The 19,751-nt window shown below is 62.8% G+C and carries 15 protein-coding genes, 1 other RNA gene and 1 pseudogene; 1 reads left to right on the forward strand and 16 read right to left on the reverse strand.

What is annotated here, in order from left to right; translation table 11 throughout:
• From murB to rnpB, 13 genes are all read right to left on the reverse strand, one after another.
• A complete protein-coding gene (gene murB / locus A0U93_RS14415; RefSeq protein ID WP_077807940.1) occupies positions 1 to 918 on the reverse strand; it encodes a UDP-N-acetylmuramate dehydrogenase in 918 nt (305 codons plus the stop codon).
• On the reverse strand, positions 915 to 2,351 hold the full coding sequence (gene murC / locus A0U93_RS14420; RefSeq protein WP_077807941.1) for a UDP-N-acetylmuramate--L-alanine ligase: 1,437 nt from the start codon (positions 2,349 to 2,351) through the stop codon (positions 915 to 917). Before murC ends, murB begins: the two co-directional genes overlap by 4 nt.
• A gap of 12 nt (positions 2,352 to 2,363) precedes the next feature.
• Entirely contained in the window at positions 2,364 to 3,503 is a 1,140-nt protein-coding gene (murG, locus tag A0U93_RS14425) for an undecaprenyldiphospho-muramoylpentapeptide beta-N-acetylglucosaminyltransferase (protein ID WP_077807942.1), read from the reverse strand.
• On the reverse strand, positions 3,500 to 4,696 hold the full coding sequence (locus A0U93_RS14430) for an FtsW/RodA/SpoVE family cell cycle protein (protein ID WP_077807943.1): 1,197 nt from the start codon (positions 4,694 to 4,696) through the stop codon (positions 3,500 to 3,502). Before A0U93_RS14430 ends, murG begins: the two co-directional genes overlap by 4 nt.
• A gap of 13 nt (positions 4,697 to 4,709) precedes the next feature.
• Complete coding sequence (gene murD / locus A0U93_RS14435; protein WP_077807944.1) at positions 4,710 to 6,101, reverse strand: UDP-N-acetylmuramoyl-L-alanine--D-glutamate ligase; 1,392 nt, start codon at positions 6,099 to 6,101, stop codon at positions 4,710 to 4,712.
• Between the two features lies 1 nt (position 6,102).
• On the reverse strand, positions 6,103 to 7,194 hold the full coding sequence (mraY, locus tag A0U93_RS14440) for a phospho-N-acetylmuramoyl-pentapeptide-transferase (RefSeq protein WP_077807945.1): 1,092 nt from the start codon (positions 7,192 to 7,194) through the stop codon (positions 6,103 to 6,105).
• Positions 7,194 to 8,570 (reverse strand): UDP-N-acetylmuramoyl-tripeptide--D-alanyl-D-alanine ligase, encoded by a 1,377-nt coding sequence (locus A0U93_RS14445; RefSeq protein ID WP_077807946.1) that lies wholly within the window; start codon positions 8,568 to 8,570, stop codon positions 7,194 to 7,196. The genes mraY and A0U93_RS14445 overlap by 1 nt, the downstream gene beginning before the upstream one ends.
• Positions 8,567 to 10,027 (reverse strand): UDP-N-acetylmuramoyl-L-alanyl-D-glutamate--2,6-diaminopimelate ligase, encoded by a 1,461-nt coding sequence (locus tag A0U93_RS14450; RefSeq protein ID WP_077807947.1) that lies wholly within the window; start codon positions 10,025 to 10,027, stop codon positions 8,567 to 8,569. Before A0U93_RS14450 ends, A0U93_RS14445 begins: the two co-directional genes overlap by 4 nt.
• Before the next feature lie 8 nt (positions 10,028 to 10,035).
• Positions 10,036 to 12,045: a peptidoglycan D,D-transpeptidase FtsI family protein gene (locus A0U93_RS14455; protein ID WP_077807948.1), complete on the reverse strand. Its 2,010-nt coding sequence runs from the start codon at positions 12,043 to 12,045 to the stop codon at positions 10,036 to 10,038.
• A gap of 12 nt (positions 12,046 to 12,057) precedes the next feature.
• Positions 12,058 to 12,867 (reverse strand): cell division protein FtsL, encoded by an 810-nt coding sequence (gene ftsL / locus A0U93_RS14460; protein WP_077807949.1) that lies wholly within the window; start codon positions 12,865 to 12,867, stop codon positions 12,058 to 12,060.
• Positions 12,864 to 13,868, reverse strand: coding sequence for a 16S rRNA (cytosine(1402)-N(4))-methyltransferase RsmH (gene rsmH / locus A0U93_RS14465; protein ID WP_245824939.1), 1,005 nt, complete (start codon positions 13,866 to 13,868; stop codon positions 12,864 to 12,866). Before rsmH ends, ftsL begins: the two co-directional genes overlap by 4 nt.
• A gap of 8 nt (positions 13,869 to 13,876) precedes the next feature.
• Entirely contained in the window at positions 13,877 to 14,341 is a 465-nt protein-coding gene (gene mraZ / locus A0U93_RS14470) for a division/cell wall cluster transcriptional repressor MraZ (RefSeq protein ID WP_077807950.1), read from the reverse strand.
• A 349-nt stretch (positions 14,342 to 14,690) separates the two neighbouring features.
• Positions 14,691 to 15,107, reverse strand: an RNA gene (gene rnpB / locus A0U93_RS14475) — RNase P RNA component class A.
• A gap of 337 nt (positions 15,108 to 15,444) precedes the next feature.
• Between rnpB and A0U93_RS16870 the strand changes: the two are divergent.
• Positions 15,445 to 16,092 (forward strand): annotated as a pseudogene (locus A0U93_RS16870) (alpha/beta hydrolase); the annotation flags it as partial.
• Between the two features lie 69 nt (positions 16,093 to 16,161).
• On the opposite strand, the gene A0U93_RS14485 reads toward A0U93_RS16870, so the two are convergent.
• The 3 genes from A0U93_RS14485 to A0U93_RS14495 form a co-directional block, all read right to left on the reverse strand.
• The gene (locus A0U93_RS14485) at positions 16,162 to 16,905 is read right to left on the reverse strand and encodes a hypothetical protein (RefSeq protein WP_077807952.1); all 744 of its coding nucleotides are present in this window, start codon (positions 16,903 to 16,905) and stop codon (positions 16,162 to 16,164) included.
• A 67-nt stretch (positions 16,906 to 16,972) separates the two neighbouring features.
• Positions 16,973 to 18,328, reverse strand: coding sequence for an NCS2 family permease (locus A0U93_RS14490; protein WP_077807953.1), 1,356 nt, complete (start codon positions 18,326 to 18,328; stop codon positions 16,973 to 16,975).
• A gap of 133 nt (positions 18,329 to 18,461) precedes the next feature.
• The gene (locus tag A0U93_RS14495) at positions 18,462 to 19,748 is read right to left on the reverse strand and encodes an alkaline phosphatase family protein (protein WP_211274017.1); all 1,287 of its coding nucleotides are present in this window, start codon (positions 19,746 to 19,748) and stop codon (positions 18,462 to 18,464) included.
• Between the last annotated feature and the right edge of the window lie 3 nt (positions 19,749 to 19,751).

The following is a 19,751-nucleotide window of genomic DNA, read 5'->3' on the forward strand; positions in this document are numbered from 1 at the left end:
TCATGCCTGGTTCTCCGCAGTTTGCCGGCCGAGGCGTTTGATTTCCCAATGAAGATCGATGCCGGACTGTGCCCTGACGCGATCCCGGACGGTTTCCCCGAGTTGTTCCAGATCCATGCTCCGAGCCGCGCCGAGATTGAGCATGAAGTTGCAGTGCTTCTCGCTGATCTGTGCATCGCCGATCCGCAGACCGCGACAGCCGGCGGCGTCGATCAGGGCCCAGGCTTTCTCTCCGGATGGATTGCGGAATGTGGAACCGCCCGTGCGGGCACGGATGGGCTGTGCCGCTTCACGTGCGGCCTTGATCTCGGCGATATGCGCCCTGATCTCGCCCGGATCGCCGGAACGCCCCGTCAGCCGGGCGCGCAGGACGATCGCACCAGTCGGCAGGATGGAGTGGCGATAGGCGAAACCGAGTTCCGTGGCGGCGAGGCGGCGCAGCGTCCCGTCCGGCATCATGATGTCGATCCATTCCAGAACCGTGGACAAATCGGCACCATAAGCGCCGGCGTTCATCACCACCGCACCCCCGATCGAGCCCGGAATGCCGGCGAGGAACGATAGCCCGTCGATTCCGGCGGTCGCGGCATGTTCGGCGACCGTCATGTCCAGCGCCGCAGCGCCTGCGACGATCGACCGTCCATCGACGATGATGTCGGAAAAGCCACGCGTCAGGCGAATGACGACACCCTCGATCCCGCCATCACGGATGATGACGTTCGAGCAGGCGCCAAGCACCGTTATCGGTGTGGTGGCCGGTAGCGCCTTCAGGGCCGAGGCCAGATCGTCCGCGTCTTCCGGAACGAACACGAAATCGGCGGGGCCGCCTGTGCGAAACCATGTTCTGGGTGCCAGTGGCACGTCACGGCTGACGCGTCCGCGGACCCCTGACAGGCTATTTTCGATGGAGACCGTCACGCCGCTGCTTCTTTTCCCGGCGCCTTGCCATTGAGTGCCGCCAATTGGCCGGGCAAGGCATGCGCCCAGTTCGTGATGGTGCCGGCACCCAGGCAGACGACGAAATCGCCGGGCTTGGCGATGGCGTGCACCATTTCCGGCAGGTCTTCCGGCGCGGGCAACGGCACGACGGAACGATGACCGCGCGTGCGCAGGCCTTCGATCAACGCATCGCGATCGACGCCCTCGATCGGCGATTCCCCGGCTGCATAGACATCGGCGACGATCACCGTCCCGGCATCGTTCATGCAGGTGCAGAACTCGCCGAACAGGGCCTGAAGGCGCGAATAGCGATGCGGTTGCACCACCGCGATGACATTGCGCGCGCCGGCCTGACGTGCGGCGCGCAGCACCGCCGCGATCTCCACGGGATGGTGGCCGTAATCGTCGATAACGGTGATGCCGCCGAACTCGCCCGTTCGCGTGAAGCGGCGCTTCACACCACGGAAGCCGGCCAACGCCGAGCGGATCGTCGAATCGTCGATGTCCATCTCCTTGGCGACGGCAATGGCCGCCAGCGCGTTGAGGACATTGTGATGCCCCAGCATCGGCAGCCGGAACGGTCCCGCGCGGCGCGAACTGTTTCGCGAACGGTCCGTCATGACGACCTCGAAGGTCGCACCCATGCGGTCGGTAATGACTTTCTCCGCGCGGATATCGGCCTGCGGGCTGAAGCCGTAAGTAACGATCCGATGGTCGGAGAGGCGCGGGATCATCTGTTGCACCGCCGGATGGTCGATGCACAGCACCGCGAAACCATAGAAGGGAATGTTCGAGACGAACTGATCGTAGGCCGCCTGCATCGCTTCGGCCGTTCCCCAATGGTCCAGATGTTCGGGGTCCATATTCGTGACGACGGCGATGACGGCGGGCAGGCGAAGGAACGAGCCGTCGCTTTCGTCGGCCTCCACGACCATCCACTCACCCGAACCCATGCGCGTATTGGTGCCGTAAGCTTCGATGATGCCGCCGTTGATGACGGTCGGGTCCAGCTTTGCCTGTTCCAGCACGCAGGCGACCAGGCTTGTGGTCGTCGTCTTGCCATGCGTCCCGCCGACGGCGACCGACCAGCGCAGGCGCATCAGCTCGGCCAGCATTTCCGCGCGGCGCACGACAGGAATCAGACGTGCCCTTGCCGCGACAACTTCCGGATTGTCACGCTTGACGGCCGTTGACGTCACGACGACCTGCGCGCCGCCGAGATTCTCGGCCGCGTGGCCGACATGGATGGCAATGCCCAGCTTGCGCAGCCTCAGGACGTTCGTGTTCTCGGCAATGTCCGACCCCTGAACCTTGTAGCCAAGCATGTGCAGCACCTCGGCGATGCCGGACATGCCGATGCCGCCGATGCCGACGAAATGAATGGTGCCGATGGAAAGGGGGAGGGCGCGCATGGAAACGAACTTTCAGAGCGTCTTCGAGGAGGAGGAAATCGCAGCAGGCGCTGCGTAGACGGGTTGTGTCGATTCGACCAGATCTGCCAGCAATTCGGCACTATGCGGCTTGGCCAGCGACCGGGCGGCGGCAGCGGCGACGGCAAGTTGTGCAGGATCGGCCAGCAAGGCTTGCAACTGGGCCAAAAGGGCCTCGACCGTGAAGGCCGGCTGCCGAATGAGCCAGGCCCCGCCGATACGGGCCAGTTCGGCAGCGTTTGCGCCTTGCTCATCGGAAGCGGCAATCGGCAATGGCACCAGGATGGAAGGGCGACCGGCAATCGTGAGTTCCGCGATCGATGACCCGCCTGCGCGACCGATGACCAGATGGGCGTCCTGAAGGAGCTTCGGAACGGCCTCAAAAAACGGCTGGATTGTCGCGGCGATACCGGCACCGTCATAGGCTGCGCGAACCCGATCCACATCTTCCGCGCGCGCCTGCTGCGTGACATGCAGCCGGGACCGGAACCCGATCGGCAGGGCCACCAGGGCGGCGGGAACGATATCGGCAAAAACACGCGCGCCTAATGACCCACCCCAGACCAGCAGGTGGATCGCCTCCGCCGGGGCTGCGTAGGGTGCGTCCGCCAGAGCTTCGATGCCGGGCCGAACCGGCATGCCGGTCAACGACGTTCGTGCGTGCCGGGGAAGTTTCGAGACGACGGGATAGGACGTTGCGATGACGTCGGCGGTTCGGGCCAGCAAGGCATTGGCCTGCCCAAGCACGGCGTTGCCTTCGTGGATGACGATCGCCGGGCGGCGGCGCTTGCTGCGTAGCCATGCGCCCAGGATCGGCGGAACGGAGGGATAACCACCGAAGCCCACGACCACATCGGCCTCGATATCGTTCAGAAGGCGGCGCGCGGCCCGGATGCCGGCGAACAGCGCAAGACCGCCACGTAACTTGCGCATGAGTCCGCGACCGGCAATGCCGGCGCCTTCCAGAATATACTGGGGCCTGTCCGCAAAAATGCCGTGCTCGCGGCGGCCATGACGGCGGTCGGTCATCAGCACGATGTCGTGCCCCCGCGCCGCCAGTATCGTGGCAAGTGCTTCCGCCGGAAAGAAATGCCCGCCCGTTCCCCCGGCGGCGATGACGATCCGTCGCTTCATGACGCGCGCCGTGTGCGCAGGGCGGTGTTCCACTGTTCATGCTCGTCGAAACGCTGCGCGATCGGACTTGCCGAAACGCGACGACGCGTGAGCGCCAGAACCATGCCGATCGTCAGGGCGACGGACATGGCCGAGGAGCCGCCATAAGAGATGAACGGGAGCGTCATGCCCTTGGTGGGAATGAGATGCAGGGTCGACCCCATATTGACGAAGGCTTGCAGACCGAAACCGGTGACCAGCCCGGCTGCGGAAGTGATGACGAAAGGATCGTCCTCACGCATCAGCTTCATCAGCGTGCGCAAGACGATCACCAGAAACACGCAGACGATCCCAAGGCAGATCAGCAGACCGTATTCCTCACCAGCCACGGCGAAAACGAAGTCGGCATGGGCGTCGGGCAGCAGGTCCTTGACGCGTCCCTCGCCGGGACCGCGGCCCATGAGGCCCCCGTTACCGAAGGCGCGCAGGGCGGTGTCGATCTGATAATGGTCCCCCACGTTGGGATGGAGAAATCGCTCGACGCGGGAGCGCACATGCGGGAACACCACATAGGCCCCGGCAAACGCACCGACCATCGCGCCCACGCCGACGCCAACGAAAATGAGCCGCAGACCATCGACGAACAGCTGGGTCATGAAGACCATCGTAATGACGGACAACATGCCGATGTCCGGCTGCGATTTCAGCAGGAGCAGGATAAGACCGAAGGCGGCGAATGCGATCAGCAGTCCCGGGAAAGCGACGTTGCCGAATATCTGTCGCTCACGCCGTTCCGCAAGAAGCCACCCGGTCACCACGGCGAAGCAGGGTTTAAGAAACTCAGATGGCTGAACGGACATCATAGGCAGCGCGATCCACCGCCGGGCGCCTTTGATCTCGATACCATGCACGAGTGTCATGAATGTTGCAGCCAGTGCGAGGAGGCCGCCGATAAGGGCGAGACGCTTGATGCCTGTGCGCGAAAGGCTGGAAACGCCAAGCACGATGGCGCCGGCGATGCACAGGAAGATGACCTGCTTGAGAATGAACATCTCACGCGATGCGCCGATACGAACGGCAACGGCCGGACTGGCGGCCAGCATCAGGATATAGCCGAGCGCAATCAATATTCCGACGCAGGACAACGTGACGCGATCGACATGACGCCACCAGCGGGCAACCTTCGAAGTGTCGACGCGAGAAATGGCCGGCATCGTGTCTTTTCCTTCAGGTGAGCGTCTCGGGTGAACTATCTGATTTTATAAGATTGCCGAAAAGATGAATAAACTGTGAACCTCGTGCCTCAAAGCTCGAAAATTGGTCAAAACTTGCACAAGCCGGCGAAAGCAGCACCGTGCGCACGCCAGATGCCTTCGCTGCCTGGAAGGCCGCCGGGACCGCGCGTGCCAAAGTGCCGACATTCTCAAACGGAATGTCATGGCGCGCGAGTGTTTCGCCCAGCAGGGTGGCGTCCTGCCCGATCAGAAAGGCCTGTGCGATCCGGTCGAAAAACGGTGCCAGCATCTCGATCCCGCCGGCTTTTGCCGTGCCCCCTGCAATCCAGATGACACGGTCGTAGCAGCGCAGGGCTTTTTCAGCGGCTTCCGCATTGGTCGCCTTGCTGTCGTTGACGAATGTGATGCCGTCCAGAACGCCGACCCGCTCCAGACGGTGTGCCAGGCCCGGATAAGTCCGCAGCCCCCGCGAGATGGTGGCGTCGTCCAGCCCGAGATGCGCTGCCATTGCCCAGACCGCCAGGGCATTCTGCGCATTGTGCGATCCGGGCAGGGACGGTACCGCGCGCATGTCGAAAATCGTCTGCCCACGATGGATCAGCGATCCATCGATGCTGCTGAATTCTGCGCCCTGTCCGGTGGCCGATACGCGTGCGACAGGAATGCCGCGCCGGGCAGTCCGCGTGGCGAGTGCCGCACTATCCGGGTCGTCGACGCCGATGACGGCAAGATCGCCGGACGACATGTGATCGAAGACATGCTCCTTCGCGGCGATGTAACCCGCCATGTCGCCATGCCGATCCAGATGATCCGGAGAGAGATTGAGCAGGCAGGCGGCGCTGGCGTGGTAGCTGCCAAGCCGCTCCAGCATGTAGGACGACATTTCGATGACATAGACGCCGTTGTCCGGCAGGCGCGGGAGCGCCAGCGACGCTGTTCCGAGATTGCCGCCCGCCGCGTTCGGAATGCCGGCGTCTGACAGGATATGCGCGAGCAGCGCGGTTGTGGTGGACTTGCCGTTCGTTCCGGTGATCGAGACGAAACGTGCCGCCGATCCGCTCGCCCGCACAGCCTGAAAAAGCAGTTCGGCGTCTGAAAAAATGGGAATGCCGGCGGCGCGCGCCATGTCGGCGACAGGATGCGGCCTGGGTCGTTGATGGGGAATGCCAGGCGACAGGATCAGCGCGTCCGCCGTAACCAGATCATTGAATGGCGCGACGGTCAGGCGGGGATGCGCGGGCAGTTCGGCATGCCTGTCGTCCCATGCCTGAACCGATGCGCCCATCTGGAGCAGCGCGGTGACCACCGCTGCGCCGTTACGGCCCAGGCCGAGGACCGCGTAATGGCGCCCTGCGAGAAGGTCGGTTGGAAACGTCGCGCCCAAGTCAGCGCAACTTCAGCGTCGCGAGGCCGCAGAGGCCCAGCACGATGGAGACGATCCAGAACCGCACGACGATCTTCGGCTCCTGCCATCCTTTTTTCTCGAAGTGATGATGCAGGGGCGCCATGAGAAAGACGCGGCGACCGGTGCGCTTGTACCAAAACACCTGGATGACGACGGACAGCGTTTCCACGACGAACAGGCCGCCGACGATGCACAGGACCAGTTCATGCTTGACGGCGACAGCGATGGACCCCAATGCGCCGCCAAGGGCCAGGGAACCCGTATCCCCCATGAAGACTTCCGCCGGTGGTGCATTGAACCAGAGGAAGCCCAGTCCGGCGCCGATCAGGGCGGCGCAGAAAACCGCGAGTTCGCCGGTGCCTGGAATGGGGTGGAGCTGGAGATAATCGGCGAAGACATGGTTGCCGACCAGATAGGAGATCAACGCGAACACCAGCGCAGCGATGATGACCGGTACGATGGCCAGACCGTCCAGCCCGTCCGTGAAATTTACGGCGTTTCCGAAGCCCGTGATCGTGACCATGGCGAAGATGGGAAAGGCGAAGCCGAGTGGCAGCAGCAGATCCTTGACGAACGGAAAGGCGACTGTATTGCGCAGTTCGGGCGGCATCAGGCTTTCGATCCAGAAACCGCCAATCAGCGAAGTCGCGAATTCGATCGCCAGACGCGTCCGGCCCGATACGCCTTTGGTGTTGCGTCGTGAAAGCTTCAGGTAGTCATCGGCAAAGCCGACAGCCCCGAAGATGCCGGTGATCATCATCACCGCCCAGATGTACCCATCCGTCAGGTCGGCCCACAGCAGCGTGGCGGCGAACAGGGCGATCAGCGTGAGCAGGCCGCCCATGGTCGGCGTGCCGGCTTTTTCGAGAATGTGTCGCTCCGGCCCCAGCGTGCGAATGGGCTGGCCTTCGCGCTGGATGCGTTTGAGCTGCGCAATGAAAGGGCGACCGAACGCCATGCTGATGAGCATGGCGGTGAAGCACGCGCAGCCGGCTCGGAAGGTAATGTAGTGGAACAGGTTGAAGAAACCGCCATGCGTCGTGTCATGGGCGGCGACGAGATTATAGAGCATTACCGCGCGGCCTCGCGATCGTTCTTCAGAGCGGTAACGACATCGCGCATGCGGCTGCCCAGGCTGCCTTTGACGAGCACCAGATCACCATCCGAAAGGTTGTGTTGAACAAGGGGAGCGAGTGATGCCGCATCGAGCGCCCAGGCGCCACGTTTTTCCGGCGGGAGCGCATCGAAAAGTGCACGCATTGCGAGACCGCTGCAAAAGACAAGGTCCGCGGCACGGGCGGCGTCCGGTGCGAGGCCGCGATGCTCTTCTTCCGAAAACGCCCCGAGTTCAAGCATGTCGCCCAGCACGGCAAGGCGGCGTGTCGCGGGCAGAAGGGCGAGTGTTTCCAGTGCCGCCCGAACGGAAAGGCTGGAGGCGTTATAGCTTTCGTCCAGTAGTTGCGCGCGTCCGTCGAGAATCGGTTGTGTCTGTCCCCGACCCGCGCCGGGACGAAAATCGGCGAGCGCCTTCGTCGCGCTGGCGACGTCAAGGCCCAGCGCTGACAAAAGAGCTGTGACACTCGCGGCATTACGGACGAGATGCCGTCCCGGCGCTGCGATGTCGACCGTCTGCGAGAGCGATGGTCCCACCAGCGTGAAACGACTGCCCGCCGCGGTGTAATGGGGGGACGTGATCCTGAAGGTTGCGTTTTCGCCTGTCCCGACGCGCAGAAGCTTCGCATGCGATCGTGCGACCGCGTCGGCGAAACGGTCCTGACCGGGCGCATCGTCCGGCACGACCGCCGGTGCATGAGCCGGAAGGGCAGCAATCAGGTCGGATTTCTCCAGCGCAATAGCTTCGACGCTCCCCATATGGCCGAGATGGCTTGTGCCGATACTGGTGATGATGGCCGCGTGCGGCTGGACCAGGGCGGCCAGCGGGGCGATTTCGCCGCGATGATTCATCCCGATCTCGCTCACGCAGAAAGCGGCATCGCGAGGCAGACGCGCCAGTGTCAGCGGCACGCCCCAATGATTGTTGTAGGAGGCGGCGGAGGCATGTGTCGGCCCGATCGCCGAAAGCGCCATGCGCAGCATATCCTTTGTCGTCGTCTTGCCGACGCTGCCGGTCACGCCGATGACCGTGCCACGAAAGCGCGAACGCCCGGCATGGCCGAGCGCCTGCAAGCCGTCCATCGTGTTCGCGACATGCAGGATGCGCGGATCGTCCTTGCCATGGGCGGCATGCGCCATGACGGCGGTCGCACCGCGCGCGAACGCCGTCTCGATATGCGCGTGCCCGTCGCTATTTTCTCCGACCAGCGCGATGAACAGGTCGCCCGGCACGATAGTGCGCGTGTCGATCGAAATGCCGGTGACAGTCACCTCCGCGCTCAATTGCCCGTGCGTCGCGGTGACGAGTTCATCCCTGGTCCAGAGAGTCGTCATGCCGCAATGCCCGCAACTTCGCGAATAACCGCGCGATCGTCGAAAGGATGGACAATACCGGCGACCGTCTGCCCCAACTCATGTCCCTTGCCGGCAACGACCAGCACATCTCCCGGGCGCAGCATATCGAGGCCGGCGGCGATGGCGGCGCGCCTGTCGCCGATTTCGATCGCATTCGGGCAGCCTGACCGAACCTCCCGGCGAATGGCGGCCGGATCTTCGCTCCGTGGGTTGTCGTCGGTGACGATGGCGATATCGGCCAGCCTGGCAGCAACAGCGCCCATCAGCGGACGCTTTCCACGGTCGCGGTCGCCGCCCGCGCCGAAGATCGCGACGAGACGTCCAGTGGCGTGAGGGCGCAGGCTCGTCAGCAGGCGCTCGAGCGCGTCTGGTGTATGGGCGTAATCGACATATGCCGCCGCGCCGTCCGCTCGTGCAAAAGCGCGTTCGCATCGACCGCGAACGCCTTGCAGGCGGGACAGGATATCAATGACGCCACGCGCCTGATCGTCATTTTCCCAGGCAAGGGCCGCGGCGAGCATGACGTTGTCGGCCTGGAAACGTCCCGGCAGCGCCAGCGTGATGTCCGGCAGTTTCTCGCCGAACAGTGCAAGTGAAAGGACCTGTCCTTCGGGCAAGGGACGCGCCGATAGCAATTGCAGTGTTCCGGCCTGCATGCCGACTGTTCGCAGGCGATGCATGCGGCGGGCCGCGATGTTGCGCAGGGCCGTTACGGTTGCCGCATCCATGTCGGTATTGATCGCCGAGATGCCGCCGGATGGCAGGATGTTGTCAAAGAGACGGAGTTTGGCGGCGCGATAGGCCTCCAGCGTCAGGTGATAGTCCAGATGATCGCGGGTCAGGTTGCAGAAGCCGGCGGCCGTGACGGCAACACCATCCAGGCGGTGCTGATCCAGACCATGGGACGATGCTTCCAGCGCCACGTGGTCGACGCCAGCCTTGGCCAGCGCCGCCAGCGTCTGGCTCAGCGCGACCGGATCAGGCGTGGTCAGCGGCGGCGGTGGCGGCACGGCGCGATCGGAAATCAGGCCGAGCGTGCCAAGGCTGGCGGCCGGATGGCCCTGGGCGTGCCAGATCTGCCGAACGAAGTCCGCTGTGCTGCTTTTCCCGTTTGTGCCCGTAATCGCTGCAATGCGCGCGGGTTGCGAACCGGCAAGACGTGCCGAAATCAGCGCGAGGGCCTGGCGCGGCTGCGACGTTTCAATGGCGATGGACGGCGATGCAGGAAGGACTTGCGTACCGAGCACGGCAAGCGCCCCTTTCGTGACGGCATCATGAATATAATGTGCACCGTCAGCGACCTGTCCGGATAAGGCCGCGAAAATGAAGCCCGGCCGGACCTGACGACTATCGGCCGTGATGCCGGAAATGACGGGATCAGCAGCGCCGGCCGGCAGCGTGAGGTTGGCGGCAGCGAGGAGAGAGGAAAGCTTCATCGGTGCGGTCAACCGTTTCGGGCATCGCGTAAGGCGAGGGCATGGCGGGCCGATTTCTCCGCGTGTTCGCGCGCGGCCGCGGCACGCGGATCACCGGGGTCGTTTCCGGGGCCGAGAGGGCGATAGCCCGGCGGTGGGCTGGGTTCGAGCGGTATGGCCATTTCGCTATCGATCTTCGCGGCGTCCTTCGTGTTGGGGAACATGTTCAACATGGGGCCGATGCGGGAGATCAGTGTGCCGACCGTCGGCGCGGCGTTCCAGCCTGCCGTGACGAAGCCATGGGTCTTGGCCGTCGGATGTGGCGCGTCGAGCATGACATAGACCGCATAGCGCGGTGCGTTCATCGGGAAGATGGAGGTGAAGGCCGAAACGTTTACGTGTTTGAGATAGCCACCGTGAGGGCCGATCTTTTCCGCCGTTCCCGTCTTGCCGCCCACGAAATAGCCGGGGCTTTCCGCCGATTTGGCGGTGCCGGCGGTGACGTCGAGACGAAGCATTTTCCGCAGTAATGTGGAGTTGGCCTCGGAGATTACACGCGGTCCGACCGGTGTTTCCTCGCCAACCGGAACATCCTCGTTATATGTCTGCTCACTGGGCCGGAATGCCACAGGCTGGACGTGGCCGCCGCCCGGGGTCGTCGCATCAGGCGTTGCCGGCGTAGGCAGGGATGGGCCGTCGCTCTGCGCCGTGTCGTCCGATACGGCATGCGAAAGCAGCGTCGGCTTGACGAGAATGCCGCCATTCGCCGTTGCCGCCGTGCCGCGTACGATGGAGAGCGGCGGCTCGGCGACGCCGTGCCCGAATCCGACGGTCATGACCGTGGACATGCCCCAGTTTCGGGGAGCGGGCACGAGCGGACGGCCTGCTTCCGGCAGTTCGATCGGCACGCGATCGAAGAAGCCCATGCTCCTGAGCCATTCCTGCTGACGCTTCGCACCGACATCGAGCGCGATATGCGCCGCGGCCGGGTTGGACGACACGGCCAGAACATGCGGCAAGGCCAGCCAGGGCGCGAAATGATCGGTCTTCATGTCAGAGATGGTGAAACGACCGATATGGATCGGAATGGTGCAGAATTTATCCCACGGATGGATGATGCCGTATTGGATGCCCATCGCCGCGGTTTGCAGCTTGAAGGTCGAACCCGGTTCATACATGCCGGTGATGGGCCTGTTGAAACGCGCATCCGGCGGTGCATGTCCGAAGTCGTTGGCATCGTAGTCGGGCAGGCTGACCATCGCGATGATTTCGCCCGTGTGCACATCCATGACGATGGCAGCGGCGCCGATCGCCTGGAACTCGTCCTTCGCGGCCTGAAGGACGTCATGTGCGACGGCCTGGATGCGAACGTCCAGAGAGAGCCGGAGGGGTGTTCGATCCGTGTTCAGGCGATGATCGAAGAACCGTTCGATACCGGCGACGCCATGATCGTCAATGTCGACGCTGCCCATGATCTGCGCGGCCGTGCGGCCCAAGGGATAATGGCGCCGCTCGCCCGGTTCGAAATAAATGCCGGGAATGCCGAGATTGTTGATCGCGATTTCCTGCACGGGCGAGATATCGCGGGCAAGGTAGACGAACTGCTTCTTCAGGCTGAGGCGGCGTTGCGTTTCCACCTCGTCGAGTTGCGGCAGAACGGTCTTGAGCTTCTTGGCCGCATCCGCCGGATCGATCATCTCCATCGGATTGGCGTAGACCTGCGCAACGGGCAAGGAGAGGGCGAGCGTCTGCCCATTGCGATCCACGATATTGGCGCGATGCACTTCCGGCAGTGCGAAATCGCCGGCGATCTCGCCTTTCGGGTCGCTTTTCGGGATTTGCGGCACCTGCGGTGCGATCTGGCGCTCCTCCGGCGCCATAGGCATCAGGACGGTCGCGAAGGTAAGTTTCAGCCCGACCGCGCCGAACAGGACGAGAAAACCGGCACCCACACCCAGTAAACGCCCATGCATCTGGTCGAGCGATGCGCGAACACGACGGGACGTCGGGCGTTGGGGCGGATTATCGGAGGAAGGCATCGGTGCCTTTAATCAGTTTGCGAGTGGAACAGGCGGCGGCAGGGCGCCGCCGTTGCCGCCAAGAGCCGAGCCGCCCTCATAACGCTCACGACGAACCGGAGACGGTGCGGGCATGTGTTCCGTCGGGTGCCATGCAACCATGACCGGCGCTGGACGACCGCCGTGATAAGCTGCCAGACGTACGGACGGCTCGCTATGCGACGAACGGACGGCGTCGTCGTGACTGCGGGCCGTGTCGTGCGGATGGGCAAGGTGGCGCGTCGCATGCTGATCGTCTGAAGGGGCCGGACGGGTATCCAGACGGGCCAGTTCCACAGGCGGGCGTGCGATATGGGGGGCAGCATGCGGCGGCATGGTCACATGATGCACCGACGGCTCCGCTGCGGCGATAAGCGCCTGCGTGCCCGGGGCATGGGCCGGCTGCTGTGGCGTCGGGGCCGTGACATGCGCCGGGACCGACACCACAGGCGCCTCGTGCGAGACGATCTGCGCATCGAGAGCTTCCCGCGGATTGGTCGCTGGCGGTCTGGAGCCCGGTGCAGGGAGGGTTTCCATGGCCGAAGCAAGGCGCACGAACTGGTTGGGCGCCATCGGATGCAGTTGCGGCAGGAACCGGCCGGAGAGGATGCCGAGACGGTCCGGCTGATTGAGCAGCGCCCACTGTGTGCGCAACATGGCCGTCTGCTGACGGACATGTTCCGTACTCTGGACGATCTGCGTGATCTGCTGATCGAGGATCGTCGTTTCGTGCTTCTTCGTGTAGAGAAACATTCCGGACCCACCGGCGAGAACGGCGCAGAAAATCGTGAATGGCCTGATCATGAATGTTTCCCGGCAGCGGTGTCGGAGGTTGAGAGGCGGATGAGCGAACGCAGCTTGGCGCTGCGAGCGCGGGGATTGCGACGGACCTCGGCTTCGGAGGCTGTCAGGGGCCGAACCTGCCCCAGTTTGAACGGTGTCGTATTTCGGCCCTGATCGATGGTCGGCTCATAGCGCGACGGACGGCTTTGCCGACCGGCGAGCTGTGCAAGGGTGTGCTTCACCAGCCGGTCTTCCAGGGAGTGGAATGTGACGATGGTCAGGGATCCGGCTTCGGCAAGCAGAGATGGCGCCTGCTCGAGCGCCCGCTTGAGTTCGCCCAGTTCATCGTTCACGGCGATGCGCAATGCCTGGAACGTGCGGGTCGCCGGGTCGATGCCTGAACGATCCGGACGAACGACACGACGCACGATTGCGGCAAGCTGTGCTGTCGTTTCGATCGGCGCTTCCTGCCGCGCGACGACGATGGCGCGTGCGATGCGGCGCGACATGCGTTCCTCGCCATAATGATAGATGACGTCGGCGAGATCCTGCTCGCTTTCCCCGTTTACCCAGTCGGCGGCGCTGCGGCCGGAACGCGACATACGCATGTCCAGGGGGCCGTCATGCCGGAATGAGAAACCGCGCGCGGCTTCATCGATCTGGTAGGAGGAAACACCGATATCCAGCACGATTCCATCATAAGGCCCATGAGGACCGGCGAGGTTGGCCATATCGCCGAATGTGCCATTCAGAAGATGGAGTCTGGCTCGACCGGCTGCGTTTACCCGATCGGCAATCACGCGTCCACGCGCGAGGGCATCCGGGTCCCGATCGATTCCCCAGACAGCGCAATCCGCGGCTTGCAGAATGGCCTGCGCATAACCGCCGCCGCCGAATGTCGCATCCAGATATCGACCGCCATCATGGGGACGCAACGCCGACAGCACTTCATTCAGCATGACCGGCACGTGGCCGGGATCGTGTTCGAACGAACCCTCGACATGCGGCGCAGGCGGCTTCATGGCGGTTCTCATGCCGCACCTGCGGTGTTCTTGCGCGTCATCAGGGCGCGGGAGCGAGCGCGTGCCTCGTCGCGACGGCGTGCCGCTGCACTCGGTTCCCAGATCTGGAAAGTGCGCCCCATCCCCATGAATGCGACCTCTTCCGTCAACCCGGCATGGTGCCGCAGGGTTTCCGGCAGGATAATGCGCCCTTCCTTGTCGGCATCAAGGGGGTAGGCGTCCGCATAGAGGCTGGCGGCAAGATCGTCATGGTCTTCGGAGAACACGTCGATCTCGCCCAGCGGCGCGGCCAGCGACGCGAAAGCTGCGTTCGGCCATGCCTCGATGCAGGGATGGAGATGGGAGGGACGCAGAACGACGAGCGATTCCCCGGCAGCCGCCTGCGCACGCAGGACCGTGCGGAAAGGTGCGGGAATGGACACGCGGCCCTTGGCGTCGAAACGGTTCTGATGCGTGCCAAGAAACGCACTCACGCCGAACGATACCTCCCTGCCTTATGCCCCGTGGGGTCGTTTCAGTGGGCTGCGGGCGTTCCGGCTTTCGTTTCCGAAGTATTCACGGTGGAGAAAGGAAGCGAAAGGCAGCGCACTCAGTGTGTTTGGGATATCATGGGATTTCATGGGACGTCAAACAATTCACGACGAATTCCGGGCGGAAAATCAATATCTTTCGATGCCTTAGAAAACCTTGTTCAAGGTTTGTGATAAATTAAGAACTTTTCCAAAGAGCTATGTCGGAAACGATTTTTGTTTTTGTTTTTGTTTTTGTTTTGTTCCCATTCGCCGCCTTAATAACGACAGATTTCTTTACTTCCGGAAAAAGATTGTCAGACGGTCTGTAAGCCGGGTTCTGTCCGCCGTTTCCGGCGAGGCGACCATTCCTCTGGGACTCGCCTTGCGGCGAGCCTCACGCGACCAACCCGAACGACAGGGCGGGAGAACCCCTGACCGCACGACAAGCGCCGGTCCGCCGTTCCTATTCGGTCTTGCTCCCGATGGGGTTTACCATGCCCCCGCTGTTGCCAGCGGGGCGGTGCGCTCTTACCGCACCGTTTCACCCTTGCCTGCAATCCCGATGGGCCAAAGGCAACCGAGACCGGGCAGGCGGTTTGTTTTCTGTGGCACTTTCCCTAGGGTCGCCCCCGCCGGCCGTTAGCCGGCATCGTCCTCCCGTGGAGCCCGGACTTTCCTCCACCTCCGGAATTCGCATTCCGTCGGCAGCGGTCGCCCGACCGTCTGACGCGCGGAAACTGGCCCATGCCGCAATTCCGGTCAAGCGCCTGGCTTGCGAAAAGATAACCGGGTGGAACTTGCAATCCGACGATGTCACGTTCCAGATTATGCCGATGTCAGTCGCCTCTCGCCCGACATGGGCCTATCGAGCCTTTCTCGCCTATCTTCGCCATGCGGCGCGTCGGCGGCGTACAGCGCGCTCGGGCCACGAACCGGTCGATCAGCGGCATGCCTTGGACGCCCTGCGTCGCATCACGGGCAAGCCGAGTTTTCCGGAAGCGCTTTCGTCGAAGCAGATCCGGCAATGGATCGAGATCGTCGTGCCCGGTGGTGAAGCCGGGACAATGCGCCCTGCGCGGTTGTACAGGCCCCGTGGGGAAGTGGCGGGGCTGGTATTGTTTCTGCACGGCGGGGGCTTCGTGCATTGCGATCTCGTATCTCATCATGGGATATGCTGCCGACTGGCGCGACAGTCGAAGGCCATGGTGCTTTCGCTGGACTACCGCCTTGCGCCGGAACATCCTTTCCCTGCGGCGGTGGACGACAGCTGGGCGGCATTGATATGGCTGGCTGAGCGCGGGCGTGAAACCGGGCGGCCTTTGGCGGTCGCCGGAGATAGCGCCGGGGGTAATCTTGCGGCGGTACTGACGCAGCGATCCCGCGATCGGGGCGGCCCTGAACTGGCTGGGCAGCTTTTGTTCTATCCCGCCCTGAGCGGTGCGCTCGTACCATCGACGCGGACCGAATATGGTGATGGCTACATGCTGACCACACGCGTGATGGAATGGTATGCGCGACAATACCTGACTGATCCCGCCCAACTTCACGACCCCCGCTTTGCGCCACTCGTCGCCGAGCGGTTCGAAAGCCTGGCGCCGGCGATGATCCAGACAGCCGAGTTCGATCCGATGCGTGGCGAAGGGGAGATGTATCGCGACCGCCTGCGTGCGGCAGGCGTTTCGACCGTCTATCGCATGACGCACGGCGCCATCCACGGTTTCCTGAATGCCTATGCTTTCATGCGCGATGGGCGCCGCGCTATCCGCGAAGGCGGGGCGTTCCTAGGAATATGCTTTTCGAAGCAGCAGGTTGCCGACAAAGGTCGTACTGCCGGTATGGCCCAGGCGCAGCCCCCGGTGGAGCCAGGCTTGCCCGCCAATCCAGCGCCAACGCTGACAGAAGGCGAAGTCTTCGCTTAGGTAGGTCTTTGTTTCCAGGTCGATCAGGCAATCGAAAAGCGCGAACGCATCGTTGTGCTGCATGCTTTCGGCAACAGTATCGCTGTCCATGCGTCGATAGCGGGTTTCCGGATAGGCTTTCTGCAACGCCATGACCGTTTCGCGCCGGATGAGCAGGAAGCCCGTTCCGAGATAGGCGACAGGCGCGAGAACGTCGGTGTCGCCCTCGTAAAGGGCCGCACAGTCGCCAACATAGCGCAGACTGGCGGTCTGTGCCGTTTCACCGTGCATCTGAAAGCGCGCCGTCGTCTCGTCCCAGTAATGGGCCTTGACGGGATAGGCTGCGCCGACGATTGGCTTGTCGGCAAGGAGCAGCGCCTGAATATCGTCGGCCGCGAAGCTGATGTCGCTATCCACGAACAGGATGTGCGAGGCATCGGTCTGCGAGACGAACTGATGCAGGAGCGTATTGCGCGCCCGGGTCACGAGCGCATCGTTGCCGATCATGGACAGTGTCAGGCGCAGGTTGAGGTCCGAAGCCTGCGCCATGCAACCGATGACGGACTGCATGTAGTTCTGCGTTACGAGGCCGCCATAACAGGGCGTCGCAATGAAAATATGCTGCATGGTCTCCCGGCGCGCTGTGTGGAAGACCGTATTAATGGATAAAGATTGATGTCGCGTTAAAGGCGGCTCAACTCGCCCCGATGCCGATCCGGCTGACGAGCGTCAGATAGAAAAGAAAAATGATGTCGAGTCCCAGAAGCATTGGCGTCAGCTTGGTAAACTGGCGCGTGGCGATGAGAAGCGCGGAGTAGAAAAGAAGGCCGATCGCCAGGCTATACATGAAATTTCCGGTCATGACCGCGATCAGCAGCATGACGAGCGGCGTTAAAACCCCCTCCTGGGAGCGATCCGTCATATGGGCCAGATGGGACAGCATGCTGAGGCCGACCAGAATGAGGATCGGCGCTGTCGCGACGGCCGGGATAATGATGATGATCGGCCACAGTACGGAAGCGGCCAGGAACAACAGCGCCACGACAAGGGCGGTCAGTCCCGTTTTGCCGCCAGCTTCGACACCGACGAGGCTCTCCACATAGGCCGACACCGTGCAGGTGCCCAGTGCGCTGCCGAGGATGCTTGCCGCGCCGTCCGCCGCGAACGCGGAGCGGCCGAGCATTGTCTCGCCGTTCGGTTTCACCAGGCCGGCGCGATTGGCCACACTGAACATCGTGCCGGTCGCATCGAAGAAATCGCTGATGAGGAAATAAAGCGTGATCGGCACGAGGAGGCCGATATGGGCGGCGAAATCATGAAAATCGAATGGCAGAAAAAGATGTGTCGGATAATGAGGCCAGTCGAAAATATGTTGCGGTGGCATGGTGATCGGATGGCCGCCGCTCCGGACGAAGAGCCCGGCGATGGTGACGGTGGCGATTGTAATCAGCAAGCCGCCGGAGACACGGGCGACATTCATGATGGCCGCCATGGTCAGCCCGCCCAGACAGAGCAGGACCGCCGGATCGCTGAGGGCGCCGAAGCGGAAGCCATCTGCGGACGGCACGGCCAGGCCGCCTGTGACCATGCCGATCCTGGCGATGAAGATCCCGATGGCGACCTGGATGCCCATGACGATGGGTTCGGGAAAGCCGCGCACGATCTTCTCGCGAAGGCGGGATACGGATAACAGCGTGAACGCAATGCCGCCGAGCAGGATGATGGTGAACGCGGTGCCGACGCGGACATGCATCTGCTGGACGACCACTTGAGCAAATATCGCATTGCTGCTCATGGCAGGCGCCAGGGCGATGGGCATATTGGCGAAGACTGCCATCATCAGCGTGCCGAAGAAGGCGCCAGCGATCGTCGTCATGATCATGTCGTGACGGGCGAGCCCGGCGGCGGCCATGATCGCCGGATTGACGGCCATGATGTAGGCCATCGCACTGAATGTCGTCAGGCCGGCCAGGATTTCACGACGGATGTTCGAGCCACGCGCGGCAATGGCAAAGCGGCGTTCGAGCCAGGGCGCGTAAGATCTGGGCAAGGCAACGTCTTTCTATAGGACCGGGTGTGGCGCTGATCGGCTATACGCAGGACGAACGTTATCGGTCGCGCACGGCGTTTGGCATGCGATCATGTTCGTTACGCGAGTGTACCGCAAGGGCGCCGGGAGATTCCTACTGCAGATTGGCGTAGGGCCCGCGCAAAACGGGCGCGAAGGGCAGGATGCTACCGTCGGAGGGAAGCGGCATCAGACCCAGCAGATGCATCACAAGAGGATATACGTCGACATTGTCGAACGTCGCCAGATGATGCCCCGACAGGAAGGCAGGCCCCTGGGCAATGAAAACTGCGGTCATGTCGGCGGCATTATTGTCGTAGCCGTGGGAGCCGCCGTTGATGTTATGCGGCACGTGATCGCTCACCAGCGTCCATCCGACATCTGCGACGCAAAGAAAGGCGGGAACGCGGGCATTGCGGCCATATGCGAAATGTGACGGTATCTGATCCTTCGGCCAGCATTGCACGTGCTGATGAGGTCGTGCCAGTGCGGCGCCGAGCGACCGTTCGCGTCCCGGTGCGGCGTCGATCCCGGCATAGGCGCCACTTGTGATGATGCGCATGTCTGCCGGCGGTGCGAGATCATGCAGCATGACGATTCTCTGGTCACTTGTCCTGGCCATACCATGATCGGACACGATCAGGATGTCCGCGCTGACGTTGCGGGCATGTAGGCCGGCAACCAGATGGCCAATTGCCGTATCCACTTCGCGGACGGCCTCATGCGTCAATGCCGCATCCGGACCGGCTTCGTGCCCGGCGTGATCGACTGCGCTGAAGTACAATGTCGTGAGAGCAGGGCGCTGGTCGGGCTTCCGATCGAATAGGGCTAATACGTGGCTGGTTTCCTGTTCTGCCGTGACATGGGGGTCATAATGGACCCAGTCGGTCGGCCGGATGCCGTGTATGGGCACATCAGAACCGGGCCAGAACTGTGACGCGGTGTGGACACCATGTGTTTCCGCCGTGACCCAGGCCGGCTCGGCACCATCCCACCAGCGCGGATCATCGAGATTACTGTTGTGGCTTACGCTGAATCGTTCGGCGGGAATGGCGGGGTCGAGCATCGTATTGCTGACGATGCCATGATGATCCGGACGCAGGCCCGTCACCAGCGTGTAATGGTTGGGAAACGTCACCGAAGGGAAAGATGGGTGCATGCCGCTGGAGACGCCCGCCTCGGCGAGGCTGTCGAGAGTCGGCGTGTCTCCGTGATGCAGGTAATCGGGACGAAAGCCGTCGATGGAAATGAGGATGACCGGAGCCGGACCGGAAAAGCCGGTATTCTCCGTTACGTCGCTGGGCGTGGCACAGCCCGCAAACATTCCGCACAGGAGGAGAAGGGAAGCGAAGCGGCGCATCTGCCGAAACTGACAGGATGCGCCGTCAAGATCAATCGCCATTAA

The organism is Neoasaia chiangmaiensis (assembly GCF_002005465.1).
GTDB classification, from domain to species: domain Bacteria; phylum Pseudomonadota; class Alphaproteobacteria; order Acetobacterales; family Acetobacteraceae; genus Neoasaia; species Neoasaia chiangmaiensis.

Coding starts and splice junctions, on each gene's coding strand:
- murC (WP_077807941.1), bottom strand. CDS start 2,351: ATGCGCGCCCTCCCCCTTTCCATCGGCACCATTCATTTCGTCGGCATC.
- murG (WP_077807942.1), bottom strand. CDS start 3,503: ATGAAGCGACGGATCGTCATCGCCGCCGGGGGAACGGGCGGGCATTTC.
- A0U93_RS14430 (WP_077807943.1), bottom strand. CDS start 4,696: ATGCCGGCCATTTCTCGCGTCGACACTTCGAAGGTTGCCCGCTGGTGG.
- mraY (WP_077807945.1), bottom strand. CDS start 7,194: ATGCTCTATAATCTCGTCGCCGCCCATGACACGACGCATGGCGGTTTC.
- A0U93_RS14445 (WP_077807946.1), bottom strand. CDS start 8,570: ATGACGACTCTCTGGACCAGGGATGAACTCGTCACCGCGACGCACGGG.
- A0U93_RS14450 (WP_077807947.1), bottom strand. CDS start 10,027: ATGAAGCTTTCCTCTCTCCTCGCTGCCGCCAACCTCACGCTGCCGGCC.
- A0U93_RS14455 (WP_077807948.1), bottom strand. CDS start 12,045: ATGCCTTCCTCCGATAATCCGCCCCAACGCCCGACGTCCCGTCGTGTT.
- ftsL (WP_077807949.1), bottom strand. CDS start 12,867: ATGATCAGGCCATTCACGATTTTCTGCGCCGTTCTCGCCGGTGGGTCC.
- rsmH (WP_245824939.1), bottom strand. CDS start 13,868: ATGAAGCCGCCTGCGCCGCATGTCGAGGGTTCGTTCGAACACGATCCC.
- A0U93_RS14485 (WP_077807952.1), bottom strand. CDS start 16,905: ATGCAGCATATTTTCATTGCGACGCCCTGTTATGGCGGCCTCGTAACG.
- A0U93_RS14495 (WP_211274017.1), bottom strand. CDS start 19,748: ATGGCGATTGATCTTGACGGCGCATCCTGTCAGTTTCGGCAGATGCGC.